This is a genomic window from Candidatus Poribacteria bacterium, assembly GCA_009839745.1.
GTDB lineage: Bacteria > Poribacteria > WGA-4E > WGA-4E > WGA-3G > WGA-3G.
In genome coordinates, this window is the sequence record VXPE01000111.1 from 14,906 (window position 1) to 32,002 (window position 17,097).

Annotated in this window: 19 protein-coding genes; 3 read left to right on the plus strand and 16 right to left on the minus strand. The window is 47.3% G+C overall.

Annotated elements, in window-relative coordinates:
• Positions 1 to 70: 70 nt before the first annotated feature.
• On the minus strand, positions 71 to 1,231 hold the full coding sequence (locus F4X88_17090) for a restriction endonuclease (GenBank protein ID MYA57999.1): 1,161 nt from the start codon (positions 1,229 to 1,231) through the stop codon (positions 71 to 73).
• A gap of 525 nt (positions 1,232 to 1,756) precedes the next feature.
• Here F4X88_17090 and F4X88_17095 point away from each other — a divergent pair.
• Entirely contained in the window at positions 1,757 to 2,842 is a 1,086-nt protein-coding gene (locus F4X88_17095; GenBank protein MYA58000.1) for a Gfo/Idh/MocA family oxidoreductase, read from the plus strand.
• Between the two features lie 457 nt (positions 2,843 to 3,299).
• Here the strand turns inward: F4X88_17095 and F4X88_17100 are convergent, their stop codons facing one another.
• The 12 genes from F4X88_17100 to moaA form a co-directional block, all read right to left on the minus strand.
• Positions 3,300 to 3,479 (minus strand): hypothetical protein, encoded by a 180-nt coding sequence (locus F4X88_17100; protein MYA58001.1) that lies wholly within the window; start codon positions 3,477 to 3,479, stop codon positions 3,300 to 3,302.
• Positions 3,480 to 3,492: 13 nt separating this feature from the next.
• Complete coding sequence (locus F4X88_17105) at positions 3,493 to 3,828, minus strand: hypothetical protein (protein ID MYA58002.1); 336 nt, start codon at positions 3,826 to 3,828, stop codon at positions 3,493 to 3,495.
• A 45-nt stretch (positions 3,829 to 3,873) separates the two neighbouring features.
• Positions 3,874 to 4,245, minus strand: coding sequence for a DUF971 domain-containing protein (locus F4X88_17110; GenBank protein ID MYA58003.1), 372 nt, complete (start codon positions 4,243 to 4,245; stop codon positions 3,874 to 3,876).
• Between the two features lie 62 nt (positions 4,246 to 4,307).
• A complete protein-coding gene (locus tag F4X88_17115) occupies positions 4,308 to 4,607 on the minus strand; it encodes a metal-sulfur cluster assembly factor (protein ID MYA58004.1) in 300 nt (99 codons plus the stop codon).
• Positions 4,608 to 4,640: 33 nt separating this feature from the next.
• Entirely contained in the window at positions 4,641 to 4,952 is a 312-nt protein-coding gene (locus F4X88_17120) for a non-heme iron oxygenase ferredoxin subunit (GenBank protein ID MYA58005.1), read from the minus strand.
• 52 nt (positions 4,953 to 5,004) lie between these two features.
• Entirely contained in the window at positions 5,005 to 5,391 is a 387-nt protein-coding gene (locus F4X88_17125) for an iron-sulfur cluster assembly scaffold protein (GenBank protein MYA58006.1), read from the minus strand.
• Positions 5,388 to 6,647, minus strand: a complete 1,260-nt coding sequence (locus tag F4X88_17130) for a cysteine desulfurase (protein MYA58007.1) — start codon at positions 6,645 to 6,647, stop codon at positions 5,388 to 5,390. The genes F4X88_17125 and F4X88_17130 overlap by 4 nt, the downstream gene beginning before the upstream one ends.
• A gap of 117 nt (positions 6,648 to 6,764) precedes the next feature.
• Entirely contained in the window at positions 6,765 to 7,106 is a 342-nt protein-coding gene (locus F4X88_17135; GenBank protein MYA58008.1) for a glutaredoxin, read from the minus strand.
• A 129-nt stretch (positions 7,107 to 7,235) separates the two neighbouring features.
• Complete coding sequence (sufD, locus tag F4X88_17140; GenBank protein MYA58009.1) at positions 7,236 to 8,534, minus strand: Fe-S cluster assembly protein SufD; 1,299 nt, start codon at positions 8,532 to 8,534, stop codon at positions 7,236 to 7,238.
• Between the two features lie 177 nt (positions 8,535 to 8,711).
• Positions 8,712 to 10,130 (minus strand): Fe-S cluster assembly protein SufB, encoded by a 1,419-nt coding sequence (gene sufB, locus F4X88_17145; protein MYA58010.1) that lies wholly within the window; start codon positions 10,128 to 10,130, stop codon positions 8,712 to 8,714.
• Positions 10,131 to 10,176: 46 nt separating this feature from the next.
• Entirely contained in the window at positions 10,177 to 10,962 is a 786-nt protein-coding gene (gene sufC / locus F4X88_17150; GenBank protein MYA58011.1) for a Fe-S cluster assembly ATPase SufC, read from the minus strand.
• Between the two features lie 119 nt (positions 10,963 to 11,081).
• Complete coding sequence (gene moaA, locus F4X88_17155) at positions 11,082 to 12,077, minus strand: GTP 3',8-cyclase MoaA (protein ID MYA58012.1); 996 nt, start codon at positions 12,075 to 12,077, stop codon at positions 11,082 to 11,084.
• A 209-nt stretch (positions 12,078 to 12,286) separates the two neighbouring features.
• On the opposite strand from moaA, the gene F4X88_17160 reads away from it, so the two are divergent.
• Positions 12,287 to 12,655, plus strand: coding sequence for a hypothetical protein (locus F4X88_17160; GenBank protein ID MYA58013.1), 369 nt, complete (start codon positions 12,287 to 12,289; stop codon positions 12,653 to 12,655).
• A gap of 40 nt (positions 12,656 to 12,695) precedes the next feature.
• On the plus strand, positions 12,696 to 13,361 hold the full coding sequence (locus tag F4X88_17165; GenBank protein ID MYA58014.1) for a hypothetical protein: 666 nt from the start codon (positions 12,696 to 12,698) through the stop codon (positions 13,359 to 13,361).
• Positions 13,362 to 13,409: 48 nt separating this feature from the next.
• Here the strand turns inward: F4X88_17165 and F4X88_17170 are convergent, their stop codons facing one another.
• From F4X88_17170 to F4X88_17180, 3 genes are all read right to left on the minus strand, one after another.
• Positions 13,410 to 14,318: a hypothetical protein gene (locus tag F4X88_17170; protein ID MYA58015.1), complete on the minus strand. Its 909-nt coding sequence runs from the start codon at positions 14,316 to 14,318 to the stop codon at positions 13,410 to 13,412.
• A 156-nt stretch (positions 14,319 to 14,474) separates the two neighbouring features.
• Positions 14,475 to 15,539 (minus strand): D-cysteine desulfhydrase family protein, encoded by a 1,065-nt coding sequence (locus F4X88_17175; GenBank protein ID MYA58016.1) that lies wholly within the window; start codon positions 15,537 to 15,539, stop codon positions 14,475 to 14,477.
• On the minus strand, positions 15,493 to 17,028 hold the full coding sequence (locus F4X88_17180) for a hypothetical protein (protein ID MYA58017.1): 1,536 nt from the start codon (positions 17,026 to 17,028) through the stop codon (positions 15,493 to 15,495). The genes F4X88_17175 and F4X88_17180 overlap by 47 nt, the downstream gene beginning before the upstream one ends.
• Between the last annotated feature and the right edge of the window lie 69 nt (positions 17,029 to 17,097).

The window sequence follows — 17,097 nt, forward strand, 5'->3', positions numbered from 1 at the left end:
AATGTAAATGATACATTGAATCAACTCCCTTTTCGCTCCTACATAGGTATGCCCGTGCAGTAAAACCTATTCACTCAAACACCCCTACTTTCAATCCTGCACCTAACGCGTCGGATATACTGTCAAGAAGTTCCTTTTTTCTTTCAGCTCTATAGTCCTGCGTTATGAAATACGTTGTGCCATTCGTCTTGTACTCCGTGGAGGGTATCCTGCGTCTACCGGCATCTCTGAAGGTCGGATTGGTTGATATAAACCTTTCCTTACTGCCAGAACGCCTCGTTTTAAGATCAGCTTCTATAAACCGATCCATCCCAAACTGCTCAAGTAATTTTACAATCGCTTTAACCCAAACTTCTGTTTGATTCTTGCACTCTCGCTCTGAAGAAAATACAGTTCCATCTGGAAAAGTAACGATCAGTCCTTTGCGCTTTGATTTACTTGTTTGATGCTTGCTGTAGGTAACAGTTGACGAATCGAATTCTTCGACCTCAGCAGACTCTTCTGAAACTTCCTCGTTATTCGCTCCAGACTGTAAGCGTTGATCAATCTGATCACTCAGGAACTGGTTCACTGCGCGCTTGACAATACCTGTGAACTGCCGAAATACAGTTGGTGTTCTTACGCCACTATAGACAGAAGACAGGAAAAATTGAACAAATTCTTCAGTAGGTGCTTTCAGTTGCGCCACCAAGATCTGCTTTATCTCTTTTGTATACTTTAAATCGATTGCAACCCTACGGATTGCATGCAAATCAAAGGCAGACTTGGTAAACCTCTTGAGCTCATCGACCAGTGATTCCTGAATATCAAGCAGGCTGAATTCAAAAAAAGGCTTTATATCCATTACGTTCGATTTTTCCAAATCGCTGTAAAACCGATACAGAGCCCCATCGGTTAGCACAGCTACTGGAGGGTGAGTGACTGAAAAGTAACGGTAAAGTTGGGCAGTGTGATCATCAGACAAATCTGTACCGAATTTTTTGCACTCGATGATCATGGTGACTTCACCATCTTTAAAAACAGCATAGTCAACCTTTTCGCCTTGCTTTGTACCAAAGTCAGCAGTAAATTCAGGTACCACTTCTGTCAGGTCAGAAACATCATATCCTAACAGTTTGATAAAGGGCATGACACACGCATTTTTAGTGGCTTCTTCGCTTCGGATAACATCTTTTTGCTTTTCGATCTTGATGGATAGATTCCTGAGTTCCTCAACAAAATCCATTAACATCTCCGTTCCTATTCTTCTATCAACAGATTAACAGAAAATTGCTACTCTCCCTAAGAGACTCCATAAGTATAGCATATTCATCTTGGGTTCCCAGCCCCAACCCTTTATCCCGCTACTACGGTGGAAGGGGGACAGAAACGGAAGGAGCTCCGTTTCGTAGTAGTGTCATCCAATATCATGGCATTTTAACATGTTTAGCATAAGTTTTTCAAGTAAAAATTTTGCTTGCACATTCTCATGAAATTTTACTGATAAATTGCAGGCAATATGCTATGCTATCCCTATATTTTTGGACAATTTTGGTCGGGTTCATGCTCGGTTTTCAAGAGATCTTTGATTTTTCTGAAAGTTTCTGAAACAAACCCAACTTGCAGGAAAATAAACCCCGATGCACCCAACGGCAGCCCCAGCGGGGCGATATGTGTATAGAAACGCCAATCCCCCAAGACCTAAGCCCCACCGGGGCGATATGTGTGTTCTTAAAAAAATTGTCCAAAGTTTAGTATATTTAGGAGGAGATACACAATGGCGAATCAACTAAAAGTAGGGATTGTTGGAGCACACCGTGGGAGTTCTTATTTTCAACCGTTTCAAGCGATAGCAGAAACAACCGTTACAGCCGTGTGTGACATCAATGAGGCGACACTCCAAAGCGTCACAGAACGGTTTGATGTTCCTCAGCAGTTTACGGATTATACAGCGATGTTGGACGCGGTAGATATTGTTGTCCTTGCTACACCTGAAAACCTGCATGTTCCACAATCGATTGAAGCCCTGGAAGCCGGAAAACACGTTATCAGTGAGGTGACCGCTGCCGTCAAATTGGAAGAATGTTACGATTTGGTTCGAGCAGTCCGAAAATCATCTGCCAAATACACGATGGCTGAAAATACATGCTACTCCAAGTCAAATGTCCTCATCCGGAGTATGGTTGAGGCAGGCATGTTCGGCGATGTCTATTTCGGAGAAGGGGAATACCTCCACAACATCAAGTCGCTCCATCACGATGCAGAGGGCAATCCGACGTGGCGTTACTACTGGCAGGTCGGTATTAATCGGTGTAACTATGCGACACATAGCCTCGGTCCCGTGCTCCAGTGGTTTGGGAGTCGCGTCGCGAGTGTCTGTTGTCTGGGAACCGGCACTAACACCGATCCTGAGCACGCCATGGAGGATACAGTGATGATGCTTTGCAAGACCGATTGTGGTGGATTAATTAAAATTCGGATCGACATGCTCTCGAATCGACCTGCGAATTCCTATTTCAGTTTGCAGGGAACGAAAGGGTGCTATGAAGGTTCGCGTGGACTCAACGCTGCACCGAAGATTTGGTTGGATGAGTTCTCGGTGACTGAACAGTGGAGACCGCTCTCGCAGTTTGAAGATTGTTTGCCCGAACGATGGAAAAATCCACCTGCTGAGTCAGAAAATGCCGGAGACCTCGGCGAGTATTTTAAAGTGCGGGATTTTGTGGATAGTGTCCTCACCGACACGCCACCACCGATGGATGTCTATACGGCGATGGATTTCACAGTGCCGGGTTTGGTTTCGGAGCAGTCGATCGCCAATGGCGGGACACCGATGGAAGTGCCAGACTTTCGGAATATTTAATTTTACCTTGCGGAGAAACGACGTGAATTTGAATCTTGGATGTACTTTCCTTAAATCTGAAGAAACGCCCAAGTAAAAACCCCTCTGTTTCATTACGGACTACGGTTACGAAAATAACCTAATACCATTTCTGGTTGATGATTTCTCTTAAAAGGGTTCCCTACCGTTTTGGGTTATGTCCCGTGCGGTTAGAAACCGCACCTACCGGGCCTGGGTGGATGGTGAGGCTAATGCGATATAAACTTTTAGAGATGGTATAAGACGGTAGCCTGCAACAATACGCAGAAATACCCCGGGGAATGCCACACGGCATTCATACCCGGGGAAGCCCACACGGGCTTCATACCGTTGATTCTGATTCGCAAAAACACGCATGCGGATATACGGAAAGACACCTTATGCATCAAACCCACCTGACCGAACCGCAAGGAATCATAAAAAAACGCTTTCTGAATCGTTAAACAAACTCTTCTTCTACGCGAGAGAAGACGAGTCCGCAGCTACTACAGCGGTATCCGCTGTCGGATTGTGATTCCACAAGCGGGAAGAGCATTCCGCAACAGATAGGACAAGGTTCATCAATTTCCATTTCGGCGTGTTCTATTTCACCGGAGCGGTTCTCAAATTCGACGATCATATCTGTTCTCCTCTTAATATCTCTGTAGGGTGGGATCAATCTCGGCTGCCCACTGGTCGATACCCCCTGCGAGATTTTTGGCATTACGAAATCCGTTTTGGTGTAGATACGCGGTGGCATAGAGACTCCGTGTTCCGTGGTGGCAATAGACAACAATTTCTTGGTCTGATGGGAGACTTTCTACGTTGTGTGGCAATGTGTTAAGTGGTACGAGTTGCGCGCCTTCAAGGTGCACGATGTCATATTCGCTGGGTTCGCGGACATCTAATAAAAACACGGGTTCATTTGCGTCCAGTTTCTGTTTCAGTTCACGCGGCAAAATTTCGGGAAGGGACGGCGTAGTCTGCATTTTTTATACCTTGCGGTTAAAGGATACCAGTTAAGGCACGGTTTCCTAAGAGGTTTCTGATCCAACGGGGGCACATTCCGGGCCAGGACACGTCTCGCGTAGGACTTCAAATGGATAGATACCCGTATCGTGTCCATCGTTCCAACTGAATTGGAGCGCGTAACGACCGACTAACTGAATGTCAAGCGGTTGAATATCGTCTGAGACCTCAATGAGGGTTATATCTCCGTCGCCTTGCGGTGAAAAGAGGGAATGGACATCTCTGCCTTTGTGTCGGATGATAGCACATTCCGCGCACGGGCACATCTGCCGGAGATAGGTGTATGGATACCAACTGACATGTCCGTCCTTCCACTCTATCTGAAAGGCATTGGGATGTTTCTTGAGAAGTTTCGGTTGTTTCGCTAACCTGTTCATGATGTAGGCTGGGCACACGGCGGGAGAAAAGCGCGTGTGGCTTTTCTAAAGACCCGACTACTTTAAAAGATGCCGAGTTCATCCTTCGCGTCTTCGGTCATCATTTCTGGGGTCCAACGCGGTGTCCAAACGACATTAACGTTGACTTCCTCAACACCCTCCATCTGCTGCGTGACGTGCTGTGTGCCATTCACAATCTGTCCGCCAGCGGGGCATCCAGGACTCGTTAGGGTCATTGTAATGTCTATGGTTGTGTCATTGATGTCAACGCCGTAGATAAGTCCCATATCGACGATATTGATCCCAATTTCCGGATCGATAATTTGCTTGATACTTTCTAATACGCTTTCTTCAGATACCATCAGGATTTCCTCCTACGAAGTTTGGATAATTAATTAGTCGACGCTCACGAGAACATCATCGTCCTCAACTTTGACGGTGTAACAGTCGACGGCTTCAACAGCAGGCATACAGAGTGGCTTTCCTGTTTTTACACAAAAACGTGCCCCGTGTCGAGGGCATTCTATCTCATCTCCAGTAAACCAACCTTCCCCCAAGGGACCGCCGTCGTGCGTGCAAACATCCTCCATAGCATAGAACTCTCCATCAACATTAAAGAGTAACACAGGGACGAAGTCAACCTCGACTAATTGTTTCGTGCCGGGCGGCACTTCACTCGCTTTTGCAACTTTATAGAATTCTGCCATAATTTCCTTTTTCTCGGTAAAGGTAACGGATTAACAAAACGGTTCTTGTTTTTTATTTCTCTTCACCGGGCCAGCCTTTGATCCCGTAGGCACCCGTTTTGAGAACTTTGAGAGCCAATAACGCACATTTGATACGGACGGGACCCAAAGGGATACCGATCATATCTAAGATGTCGTCTCGCGAGAGTTTCTTGACTTCCGTAAGACTTTTGCCCTCGATCTCCTCAGTTAGCATAGAGGCAGCCGCTATACTGATCGTGCAACCGTGCCCAGAAAAACGCACCTGTGTAATAATGTCGTCTTCAACAATGAGATCGAGACGGATCTGATCCCCACAAAGTGGATTGTCTTCTTCATGAGAAATAGTACATCTCGGCAAGGTTCCATAGTTACTTGGATTTTCGTAATGGTCAAGCAGTTCTTCCTGATATACGTTCATCCCACGCTCCTTCTTTGACTCCGAGTCATCAATTTTTGTGTTCGACATAGCCCCTCGTATAACCGGTCCACTTCTTCGATTGTGTTATAAAGGTAGAAACTCGCACGGACAGTGGCGATAACATCTAACCGCTTCATCAGCGGTTGTGCACAGTGGTGTCCTGCGCGGATAGCAATACCGTGCGTATCCAAGATACCTGCCACATCATGTGGATGGATATCCTCTATATTAAAAGAGATAACACCTGCTTTTTGATGCGGTGAAGAGGGGCCATAGAGGGTGATCCCTTCGATTTCTTGTAAGCGATTGTGTGCGTATTTTAGGAGTTCTTGTTCATGGACCTGAAGAGCTGCTAAATTTGCTTGTGTAATGTAGTCTACGGCATGTCCAAGCCCGATTGCTTCCGCGATACTTGGAGTCCCCGCCTCGAACTTGGCGGGAAGTTCAGCATAGCTGGATACGTCGCGTTCTACGCTCCGAATCATTGAACCACCACCGAGGAAAGGGGGCATCTCCTCAAGCAGTTCCGATTTACCGTATAGGACACCGATACCCGTCGGACCACACATTTTATGTCCAGAGAACGCCAAGAAATCACAATCCAGCTGCTGAACGTCGACCTGAAAATGTGGCACCGATTGTGCTGCATCAACAACGACCTTTGCGCCAACAGCGTGCGCAGCCGTAATAACGGACTGGATCGGATTAATCGTCCCGAGGACATTAGAAACATGCCCTATAGCAACAAGTTTCGTTTTTTCAGTGAGGAGGTCCTGAAGTTGTGTGAAGTCAAGCAACCCTTCATCAGTTATCTCCAGAAACCGCAGCACCGCGCCAGTGCGCTGTGCCAGCAACTGCCACGGCACGAGGTTGCTATGGTGCTCCATGACGGTGAGAATAATTTCGTCGCCTTCTTGGATGTTCGCGCTGCCCCAACTGTAAGCGACGAGGTTAATAGATTCCGTCGTGTTCCGCGTGAAGATAATCTGCCGTGCCCGCGGTGCATTGACGAGCTGCGCTACCTTCTCACGAGCCGTTTCATACTGTGCCGTTGCCTCTTCTGAGATACGGTAGATACCGCGATGGATGTTAGAGCGATACGTATCGTAATAGGCATCCATCGCTTCAACGACCGGGCGCGGTGTTTGCGTTGACGCGGCGTTATCGAGAAAAGCCAACGGTGGGGTCGTCGCAAAAATCGGAAAATCTTCGCGGATTCTCTCCACATCAAGAGGACGAAACTGAGATGTATCCATATTCATTACCTAAGTAGGGATGGAATCCAAAAATAGAAGGTTGGAAGATTGGAAGGTTGCGGACATCCATCTATTCCTCCATCAAAGTCTCTTCCAACCTTACCTTTGTCCATGCTCCTATCTGCTTGGGAACCCAATACTGACAGCAGCAGGCCCATGATCCTCACACGCCTGATCGGTCGGAACATCGGTTTCAGCATCACTGGATTTAACGATTCCTTCTGAAACCAGATAGTGTTCGACTTCATCTCCGCTGACATCGGCGAGCATTATATCGTCAATTTGGACGCACGGCTGATAAGGCTGCCGCGTCTTCTGAACCATTTCACGATAGTTGTTTTCGTTGTTAATGATGTCTCTATCTTCATACTCCAAACCGTATTTGGCAAAGATGGCACGGACACCATTGCTCCACCCGCAGACGGGCTTCATGTAAGCGATAATTTTGGGTTGACTCATTGTGAGTTACTCCTTTTTTGGGGTTATCGGTTGTCGGTTATTAGTTAAAGAGCGATTTGGTAAACGAAAACCTCTTAACTCTCACTGCGAGGCAAACTGAAAGGGTTGCGTAGCAACCCGCACTGAAAACTATTCAAGTTTACGCGCAACGGATGTATTCAGTCCTTCGCGAACGGATTCCAATGGAATACGTTCCATGACAGGGGCAAAAAACCCATCAACAATCAATTTTTCTGCTTGTGCGTAAGACACACCGCGGCTCATTAGGTAAAAGACCTGCTCGGCGTCAATCTTCCCAGCGGTTGCGCCATGTGTACACCGCACCTCGTGTGCTTGAATTTCCAATCCGGGCAGCGTATCCGCATGCGCACGCTCACTCAGCAGTAAATTGTCATTTTTCTGGTACGCATCAGTGTGGTTTGCCGACGGATAAACGTAAATGTTGCCACCCCACGCCGTCTGCGATCTATCTTTCAGGACTGTCCGATAGAGCAGATCACTGGAGGTGTGCGGCGAAATATGTTCTTGGGCAGTACTAACATCCAAGTGTTGCCTTGCATCTGTGAAAGCCAAGCCCAACATTTGGGCAGTACATCCAGCACCTTCTAAAACGACAGCTTGGTTTATTTTGTTCAATCTGCCACCGAAAGTGGCAGTTACCCAGCAAAGTTTCGCGTCTCTGGCAACCATAGCGCGGTGCGAAGCAAAGTTCCAAACCTGGCGATTCCAATGTTGAACCTGCACGTAAGTCACGTTCGCATTCTGTTCCGCGAAAATTTCTACCGCACCACTATGTAAGCCACTGATATTTGGGGCGGTTGACGAATTGTCCTCCAAGATCACAACCTCACTCCCCTCTTCAGCGATGATAAGCGTATGTGATAGGTCGGCATGTTCCGCCTCGGACATCTTGATATAAACCCGCAGTGGGACTTCGACCTTAACGCCTTTAGGAACATGCAGGACGTAACCACCTTGCCAAAAGGCACCGTGAAGGGCATCAAATTTGTTGTGTTGGGCAATGTTCCCGCTTTTTAACGCCGTTTCCAAGGTTACCGCCTTACTCATAAAGTAAGTGCGAAGCAATTCCGGTTGCTCTTGTAGGGCAGTGCGGAGATGTGCGAAGTATACCCCTTTTTTTTTCAGGGTTTCAGTAGCAGAGGCGTGTTGGAGGTGCCCATCAACTTGCACAAGCACGCCTGCTGTTTCTTCGTCGATGTCATTAAAATCTTCGGCGGATGGCTTACCGTTCGTTGGATCACTTGGATAATATTTTTCGAGCGCAAAACCGCGGAGATGTCGCCGAGTGCGCCGCCAATAATCTTGGGTTCGCATATCGACGGTGCGTCGCCACACATCGTCTTTCGTTGTGTGCGGCATCGGTAAGGATTCATAATGTGCGTAAGCTTCCAACCGTTTCTTACGCATCCATTCAGGCTCAGTTGCTGCTATCTTTTGAAGAAATTCTTTTGAAAAGTGTCCCTTTTGCAATTTTATTTATCCATATTTTAGTGGCTATCAGCCATCAGTTGTCAGTAAAGAGGATTTTAATACACAAATCTCTTACTGATAGCCGATTGCTGATAGCCGATTACCGATCGCTACTTAACCCACTGAACCTTCCATCTGAAGTTGGATGAGGCGATTCATCTCGACAGCATACTCCATCGGAAGTTCCTTGACGAGCGGTTCAATGAACCCATTGACAATCATTGTGGAAGCTTCTTCTTCCGAAAGCCCACGACTCATCAGATAGAACAATTGCTCTTCCCCGATTTTGCTGACCCGTGCCTCGTGTTCGATGTTTGTATCGTTTTCACCGATCTCAATGACCGGATAGGTGTCTGAACGGGAGTCTTTATCAAGAATGAGTGCATCGCAGACGACGTGTGATTTACACCCCTTCGCGCCTTTCGCCACATCGACCCACCCGCGATAACTGGATCTACCGCCGTCTTTACTGATACTCTTCGAGGTTATCTGCGAAGTAGTGTGCGGTGCGCAATGATAGACTTTTGCCCCAGCATCTTGGTGTTGCCCCTTACTCGCGAACGCGATAGAGAGAATGTCGCCGCGCGCCCCGGGTTCCATCATATAGACGCTCGGATACTTCATCGTCAACTTACTGCCAAGATTGCCATCGACCCACTCCATCTGCGCGTCCTCGTAGGCAAAGGCACGTTTCGTGACGAGATTATATACATTGTTCGCCCAGTTCTGGATAGTCGTATAACGGACCCGAGAACCTTTCATACAGACGATCTCGACGACAGCACTGTGTAAAGATTCACTGCTATACGTCGGGGCGGTGCACCCCTCAACGTAGTGAACCTGTGACCCTTCATCGGCGATAATGAGCGTGCGTTCAAACTGTCCCATGTTCTCACTGTTGATTCGGAAATAGGCTTGCAGTGGATATTCCACTTTTACGCCCGGTGGAACATACACGAAACTTCCACCGCTCCAGGCTGCGCTGTTGAGTGCCGCGAACTGGTTGTCCGCAGACGGAATGATGGTCCCGAAGTATTTCTTCACTAAGTCGGGGTACTCTTTGACAGCCGTATCGGTATCCAAGAAAATAACACCGATTTTGTCCAATTCTTCAACGATATTGTGGTAAACGACTTCTGAGTCGTACTGCGCGCCGACACCTGCGAGGAACTTTCTTTCGGCTTCCGGGATACCAAGCCGGTCAAAAGTCTTTTTGATGTCATCCGGTACATCGTCCCAACTCCGCTCGCTCCTGTCGGAGGCTTTGACGTAATAGTAGATGTCGTCAAAATCCAGTTGGGAAAGGTCACCGCCCCATTTCGTCATCGGCTTCTGCTTGAAAATCTGGTAAGCATTAAGCCGGTACTCGCGCATCCAGTCAGGTTCCTCTTTGATGTCGCACATCTGATTGATGACTTCTTCATCCAATCCCTTCCGGGACTTGAATGTAGGTTTAACATCATCGTGGAATCCGTATTGATATTCTTTACTGATTCCGAGTTCTTCTATGGTATTCGTTTCAGAATTTGCCATTTCGCTTCTCCTATTATGTTAGCGGGATGTCGCGCGCCGCTCTGAATTAAGCCTCAATAATACCGTATTTCTCACGAATCGGATCATAACCCTCTGCTTCTAACATCTGTGTGAGTTCCCAACCACCCGATTCAACGATCTTACCGTCGAGCAGGATATGCACGAACTGCGGGCGGATATAGTCTAATAATCGCGGGTAGTGCGTGATAATCAGCACGCCCAACTCCGGTCCAATCAATTGACTGACACTTTCACCCACGATTCGGATCGCATCAATGTCCAGTCCGGAATCCGTCTCATCAAGAATCGCAATTTGAGGTTCAAGCATTGCGAGTTGTAGAATCTCGGCACGTTTCTTTTCGCCACCGGAAAATCCATCATTGAGGTATCGCCTTGCGAAAGAATCGTCAATACCGAGTTGTTTCATCTTTTCGCGAAGTTCACGGCGGAATTCGCGCATCGGGATAAGTCTGTCGTTCCCTGCCCCATTCCCTTCTTTGGCACGGACTGCGCTCACTGCAAGTCGTAAGAAATTTGCTAAGCTAACCCCAGGGATCGCGGTTGGGTACTGAAAAGCGAGGAAAAGTCCGAGTTTCGCTCGATCGTTCGGCTCTAACTCCAGAATATCGATTCCGTTAAAAATCACTTCGCCAGAATCAATATCGTAGAGTGGATGTCCCATCAAGCCATTCGCGAGGGTGCTTTTGCCAGAGCCGTTTGGACCCATCAGCGCATGGATTTCCCCCTGTTTAACAGTTAAATTTAATCCTTTAATAATTGGTTTTCCCTGCACACTGATGTGCAAGTCTTTAATCACCAAGTCTCTGCTCATCCGTTATTTTGAACTCCTTAATGAAATTTGTAGGGACGATTCCAAAATTATTTTTTAGTGTGTTGACTTCACGCCTATCGCGCGATTTTTTAAACGCACCTGTCTTAACAAGAAACGCTTTAACCGCCGATTCTCGACATATTTCTTTCGGGTTTAATGAAGTCTGATGCGTTAATCTTATGCCCTGCCTCTTTTTGTGCGACTGCGTCGAGGATTAACTCCGCAATGACCGCATCTGACACCCCTTCCCGTAACGGTGTCAGCAGATCTGTTTCTGTTAATGAGAAGAGACACGTTCTGAACTTTCCGTCAGCAGTGAGGCGCACTCGATTACAGTTTTCACAAAACGGTTCGCTCACGGAGGGGATGACCCCTACCTCGTTTCCGTTATCCGAGAAGCGATACCGTTGTGCAGTATCACTCTTTGACTCGCCGTTTAAGGTTACGGATGTAAGCGGATAGACGGCGTTAATTTTTTCGATAATCTCTTTTCCGGGGATGTACATGTTCCGTCCCCACACATCATCGGCATCGAGCGGCATAAATTCGATGAATCGGAGTTGATATTCGTTTTGCCGTGCGAAAGTGGCTAAATCGACAATCTCATCATCGGTAAAACCGCGCATTGCGACAGCGTTGACCTTAATCGGATTGAAACCACAGTCGTGTGCTGTTTTAAGCCCCTGAAGCACGCGTGAGAGCACCTTCCGGCGCGTCATCTGCTCGAACTTCTCTTCATTGAGCGTATCCAGACTGACATTGATACGGCGGAGCCCCGCATCGTAAAGGGCTTGTGCTTGGTTGATGAGACCGATGCCGTTTGTTGTCAAACTGATGTCTTTCAGCCCTTCCACTTGCGTCAATCGCCTTATGAGTGTAGGCACCTCGGGACGGACAAGCGGCTCACCACCCGTAATACGAATCTTATTAACACCCAACGCGGCGAAAATGTGAGTGAGGTGCAGAATCTCGTCGAACGTCATCAATGCCGCGTCTGGCATGAAGGTCATGTCTTCTGGCATACAGTAGATGCAACGGAAGTTACATACATCTGTAACCGAGATCCTAAGGTTCGTATGGATCCGTCCAAAGCGGTCGAGCATCTGTTGTTTCATATTGATTTCGACAAGTAGATTCAAATTTAATAATAGTATATCACATCTGTTTTTTGTTTGCAAGTTTTTTTATAGTAAAAACTATAAAAAATATTTCTCAGTCAAATGGCGGGCATTGAATCCCACATCCGAGTAGACTTTTTATCTTGACACCCTTATCGCTGTGCTGTATAATGTCTCTATATTTTTCAACGTTGGAGGAAACAGCGATGAATGAAAAAGTGTTCCATGTCGGTGGTGTTGAACTTCACGTCGACAACCGCAATTTCGGATCGGATGGGGGTCCCTCTGTCCGTGTTTACGGCGCGGTCGGCGGTGAAAATGTGCAACTCCTCCGCTTTGACTGTTTTCGCAAGGATCCGCACTATCATTACGACCCCTCTGGGAAAAACGACCAGCGGCATCTCGATAAAGCGAGTGTGCCGGACTCAGTCGCATGGACGATTGAACAGTTGGGACAAAATCTCGCGGAAATGATTCACACAGCAGGTTACGCCAGTGTTGCTGAAGCAGTCGATCAAACCGCAGTGACCCAGGTACTATCCGAGGTGGAATCCTTGATGCGAAGCGAAGACTAATTTTGTAGATGTGCTTTAGCACACAAAGGAGAAGGTTAAAGTGACGAAGACTATTACGGTAAGCGTGTTTCTGCTCACGCTGCTCATCGGGCTGACTACTTTTGCAGGAACCCCAGTGGAATGGGGAAAGTGGAAGGAAGGAGAACTTCTCCTCGAAAATCACAGTTTTGAAGAGGATTTAGCCGCTTGGGGTTTAGAAGACGGCGCGTGTTGTGGACGTGGTGGACTCTATACGATGGAAATCGATAAGAAAAACCCGCAACACGGAAAGCAATCGCTCAAAGTTATCGGGCATAAAGCAACAGGGACCGCATGGCATGCGAAGGTTCGGCAAAAGGATGCCTCGATGAAATCTGGCGAGACTTACACCGTGATTTTTTGGGCGCGTGCCGAGAAACCGCGCGAGGTCCAACTCAGCGTCCAGATGCAACACGATCCGTGGACTTTCTACCAAGGCGGTGCTATCAATCTATTAGGAAAGGAATGGGAGGAGTACCATATTACCTTCAATGCGACTGATGATGTTGAAACAGATATGTGGGTCGGTTTATCTATTGCCCAGTCGGATGTCGATTTCTGGATTGATAACTTCCGCTACTTTGAAGGTGAACCAGAAGACGATCTGAATCGCGATACACCCTTTCCTGTTGATCCCAGAGAAAAATTGGCGATGCAGTGGGGCGAGATTAAAGCGGAACGGTTCTAAAAACGTTCATTCGGTTTTATGAGGCGCGGTCGGCAGACCGTGCCTTTTTTATTTGCATCGGAGTATCTCATAGTAGACTTTGGCACTATCGTGCAGTAAACCGTTTATTAGTCTATGATAAGAGAACGTTTCAACATCTGATTGAATTTCTTGACTTCTAAAGGTCGAAAGATTCGTTTTAAGTTTTTTCCACTTACCATACAGTTTCAAACGACGGGCACCGGACAACGATCGATGATCGGGATTTTGGTATATTAAACACAGTTTATGCTGATTGTATGCCGTCATTATCTGGATGAGTACATCGGATAAGCCGTCAATGTCTAATGTCGGACTCGAGAAAAAGTAGCAGAAATTAAATATAATCTGTGTCCTATCATCGTTTTCAATGTACCTGTCCAGTAATCGGGGCAAAGAATCGGAGTCGCGAATTAACGCAATTTTGTCGAAGAAAGGCTCTCTATACGTGTTGGGACCGTATGTGTTGATTGCTTCTGCTTTATGAAGCATCGTTTGTGAACTATCAATTCCTATATAAGTGATGTCACCCTGTTCTGAAAACGCTCGAAAAGCAATACCTGAAGTGAGTGGACCACAACCGAAGTCGATGAATACGACTTTATCCTTTTCGCTTATCGGTGTGAGGCAATTGGTAAAGATGTGATAGGAACCGAAGAGGTGCCTGGGCATGTGATGGACACAATAGATGGATACCTTGTCTTTTGGGAAATAATATTCATTGGAGGGTTTATCATAAGATGTTTCATCAAAGTCGCTCTGTCCCTGTCTCAGGATACGCGCTATATCTTCCCAGTAGTATATTCTGTTATTTTTAATGTCTTCCGAGAGTGCCGGTAGATCGTGTTCAAAGGGTTTTACGATGAGTTCCTCAAACAGATGCTTTAGGCTTTCATCGGGTTTATAATGATTCTCGTGGGGACAGTGTATATAGGACATGTTTTGGGATTCTTTTTTAAAAGATGGCGTTCGAGTTTCATTATCAAATAACGGAGGAAGAGTAAAATAGAGGCAGGATGTGTTTAGGGACCGCTGTACATAGACCAGCAGCGCAGCAACACTAACAAGGTCGGGGTTATGATCAAGAGGTTCAGACTACAGATCGGCGACTAATTCCTCATGGTATGCGAAGAGTGCTGGGGTACCGCCAGTGTGCAAGAAGATGACGGTGTCGTCGCGGCCGAGTTTGCCCCGGTGGATGTGGTCGATAAGGCACGCCATCGCTTTGGCGGTGTAGACGGGATCAAGGAAGATACCTTCGGTTTTCGCGACCAATTTGAGGGCATCAATACATTCCGGCGTGAGATAGCCGTAAGCCTCTCCAATATAGTCATCTGTATTTTGAATATCTGTTTCCGTAACGCACGGGTCCACGCCTAAAAGGTCGGCGGCACTGTTTGCCGCACTACTGAGCCGTTCAAGTTTATTTTCCCAAACAATGGGAGCAATGCCGAAGGGTTTCATTTTCAGTCCAAGCGTTTTGGTGCCGAGGACCAGACCTGCCTGTGTACCGCCTACGGAAGCCGTATAAATCCAATCGGCATCAATACCCAATTGCTCTTGCTGTTGTGCAATTTCAGCGATGCACCATGTGAAAGCGACAGCGGCGAGCGCAGTGGAGCGCGGCGAGGAAACGACATAAGGCTTCAGCCCTTGTTTCTTGAGGTCTTCCGCCAGTTCGTATTTTACGACATCTAATTCAGGTCCGAATGGGACATCCACAACTTCGACTTCGGCGCCTGCTAAATTATCTAACAACAGATTGCCTTGAACGATACTCTTGTGGTCCCGTGCGAGACGCAAGTAGCAGTTGAGTCCAAGTTTACCGCAGGCAGCGGCGGCTTGTCTACAGTGATTGGATTGCGATGCCGCGCCGTGGACAATCGTATCGGCCCCTTGCGCAACGGCATCCCCAATTGTGAAGGTAAGTTGTCGGACCTTGTTTCCACCGAATGCCAAGCCTGAACAATCTTCGCGTTTAATGAAGATACGTGGACCGCCGAGTGCTTCAGAGAGTCGTGGGCATTCCTCAAGCGGTGTCGGAAAGTGACCAAGGTCCACTTGTGGAATCTGGGACACTTTCTGAATTAAGCCCTCACCAATTTTCATCAATCTACTCCGCTTCAATAACGACAGCCATTTGACTGACCCGTTTTCCATCCTTGGACCGCAAGCCTGGTGTGACGACCTCAACGATGGTTCCTGACACAAATTCACTGCTGCAGGCACCTTTTACCCTATGGTGGTTGGACGATACTTTCGTTTTCCCGATTTCAATTGGAATGACTTCGGAATCAACAAGGTCTAAGAACCAGGTGAGACGCTTGGGTAAGGCGTTCCCGCTCGCGCTTTTGGCGATCTCAACAAACAGAAAATCGCGGACGAACTCGATGAGGAACTTCTTGAAAACGATCACCTCAATCTTTGAGGCGTGTGTCTTTTCTTGTTCGGTTAACTTCTTCGTAAAGCGTTGGAGATAGGCATCACATTCGCCCTGAATTTTCTCCAAATCGCTCGCGTTCTCGGCGAGGAAGTCAGGGAACAATGTGGGGGAGGGGGTGGAAATACCACGCGTCTGTTTGAGCGTCTGTTTGAGTTGCCTCCCGACATCAGTGAGGGTTTCAACAAGCTGTTCGGAATCAGGTGTGCCACGTTCTGCCTCTTTCTGCCATGCGGTTATCTCGTTCACCATGAGGTTAAGCAGCAACATTGCGGTTTCCTCTTCACAGAGCGTTTCTGGATCCCAATCAATGAGATTCAGTCCGTAGCCTTCATTGTAATCCTTCTCTAATTTAGAGAGTTTATCCTGAAAATCGTTTTGAATGGCTTCGCCTTTTTGCTGATAGTAAGCCTTGCCGCGTCTGCCTTCGACAGGAAATCCGAGGGCTTCAGCAAACTGCCCGAAAATTCCTTTCCTTTTCTGTTTCAAAGCTGCTCTGCTGGTATTAGCAGATGTTGTTATTGCCTCCGATTGCCGTTGCTTTGCACGCGCACTTGATGGCAGAGATGGGATTGTGATCTTAAACTCAAGGTTATTGTCTATGGGGAATGCCTGTGATTTAGGCGCGATACGGACAGGCGAGGATACTTTTGTCGGTTCCTGTTCGTTTTCAGCGAGGATCAGCTGTTTCGGCTCTGCAGTATCCACTTCGGGATCGTTCGGGATCACGGTTTCTTCTACGGGGTTAGGCGAACGAGGAACAACTACTTTTTCAGCAAGTGATGCTATTGCAGGCTCGAATTCGGGATTCGCGTGTGTGTCTATGTTACTATGGTCCCTTACGGAGGATATATTGATCACAGGCACGGGGTCCTCTGCTAACTCCTCTGCTGGGAATTTAATTCTAAGTTGCTCCAATTCTGCTAATATTTTTTCAATACGAGCGGAAATAGGCTCCGTATTGTCAACAAAAAAGGTGAGTCGATATGCTTCGAGTACCTCCGTTGGGAGGCACAGCAGGACAGGCGAATTGGCTAACTGAAACTGTCTCCAATTAGCGAGTCCACTCATGGCTAATTTCTGATACATCACACGCACTTGTCTTTCATCGCTAATTAGATTCCGGACACTCATATAGGTCCGAGTGCCTTCAGTGCTAAATGCTATCTCAATATCTCGGAAACGACCTGTTACGCTGTTCCTGGACATGTTATATTTCTCCTCGCAAGTCTCTCAGAATAGTGTGGTAAAACCGAAATGGAATACGACCGAACATGA

Coding starts and splice junctions, on each gene's coding strand:
- F4X88_17090 (MYA57999.1), bottom strand. CDS start 1,231: ATGTTAATGGATTTTGTTGAGGAACTCAGGAATCTATCCATCAAGATC.
- F4X88_17095 (MYA58000.1), top strand. CDS start 1,757: ATGGCGAATCAACTAAAAGTAGGGATTGTTGGAGCACACCGTGGGAGT.
- F4X88_17100 (MYA58001.1), bottom strand. CDS start 3,479: ATGATCGTCGAATTTGAGAACCGCTCCGGTGAAATAGAACACGCCGAA.
- F4X88_17105 (MYA58002.1), bottom strand. CDS start 3,828: ATGCAGACTACGCCGTCCCTTCCCGAAATTTTGCCGCGTGAACTGAAA.
- F4X88_17110 (MYA58003.1), bottom strand. CDS start 4,245: ATGAACAGGTTAGCGAAACAACCGAAACTTCTCAAGAAACATCCCAAT.
- F4X88_17115 (MYA58004.1), bottom strand. CDS start 4,607: ATGGTATCTGAAGAAAGCGTATTAGAAAGTATCAAGCAAATTATCGAT.
- F4X88_17120 (MYA58005.1), bottom strand. CDS start 4,952: ATGGCAGAATTCTATAAAGTTGCAAAAGCGAGTGAAGTGCCGCCCGGC.
- F4X88_17125 (MYA58006.1), bottom strand. CDS start 5,391: ATGAACGTATATCAGGAAGAACTGCTTGACCATTACGAAAATCCAAGT.
- F4X88_17130 (MYA58007.1), bottom strand. CDS start 6,647: ATGGATACATCTCAGTTTCGTCCTCTTGATGTGGAGAGAATCCGCGAA.
- F4X88_17135 (MYA58008.1), bottom strand. CDS start 7,106: ATGAGTCAACCCAAAATTATCGCTTACATGAAGCCCGTCTGCGGGTGG.
- sufD (MYA58009.1), bottom strand. CDS start 8,534: ATGCGTAAGAAACGGTTGGAAGCTTACGCACATTATGAATCCTTACCG.
- sufB (MYA58010.1), bottom strand. CDS start 10,130: ATGGCAAATTCTGAAACGAATACCATAGAAGAACTCGGAATCAGTAAA.
- sufC (MYA58011.1), bottom strand. CDS start 10,962: ATGAGCAGAGACTTGGTGATTAAAGACTTGCACATCAGTGTGCAGGGA.
- moaA (MYA58012.1), bottom strand. CDS start 12,077: ATGAAACAACAGATGCTCGACCGCTTTGGACGGATCCATACGAACCTT.
- F4X88_17160 (MYA58013.1), top strand. CDS start 12,287: ATGAATGAAAAAGTGTTCCATGTCGGTGGTGTTGAACTTCACGTCGAC.
- F4X88_17170 (MYA58015.1), bottom strand. CDS start 14,318: ATGTCCTATATACACTGTCCCCACGAGAATCATTATAAACCCGATGAA.
- F4X88_17175 (MYA58016.1), bottom strand. CDS start 15,539: ATGGAAAACGGGTCAGTCAAATGGCTGTCGTTATTGAAGCGGAGTAGA.
- F4X88_17180 (MYA58017.1), bottom strand. CDS start 17,028: ATGTCCAGGAACAGCGTAACAGGTCGTTTCCGAGATATTGAGATAGCA.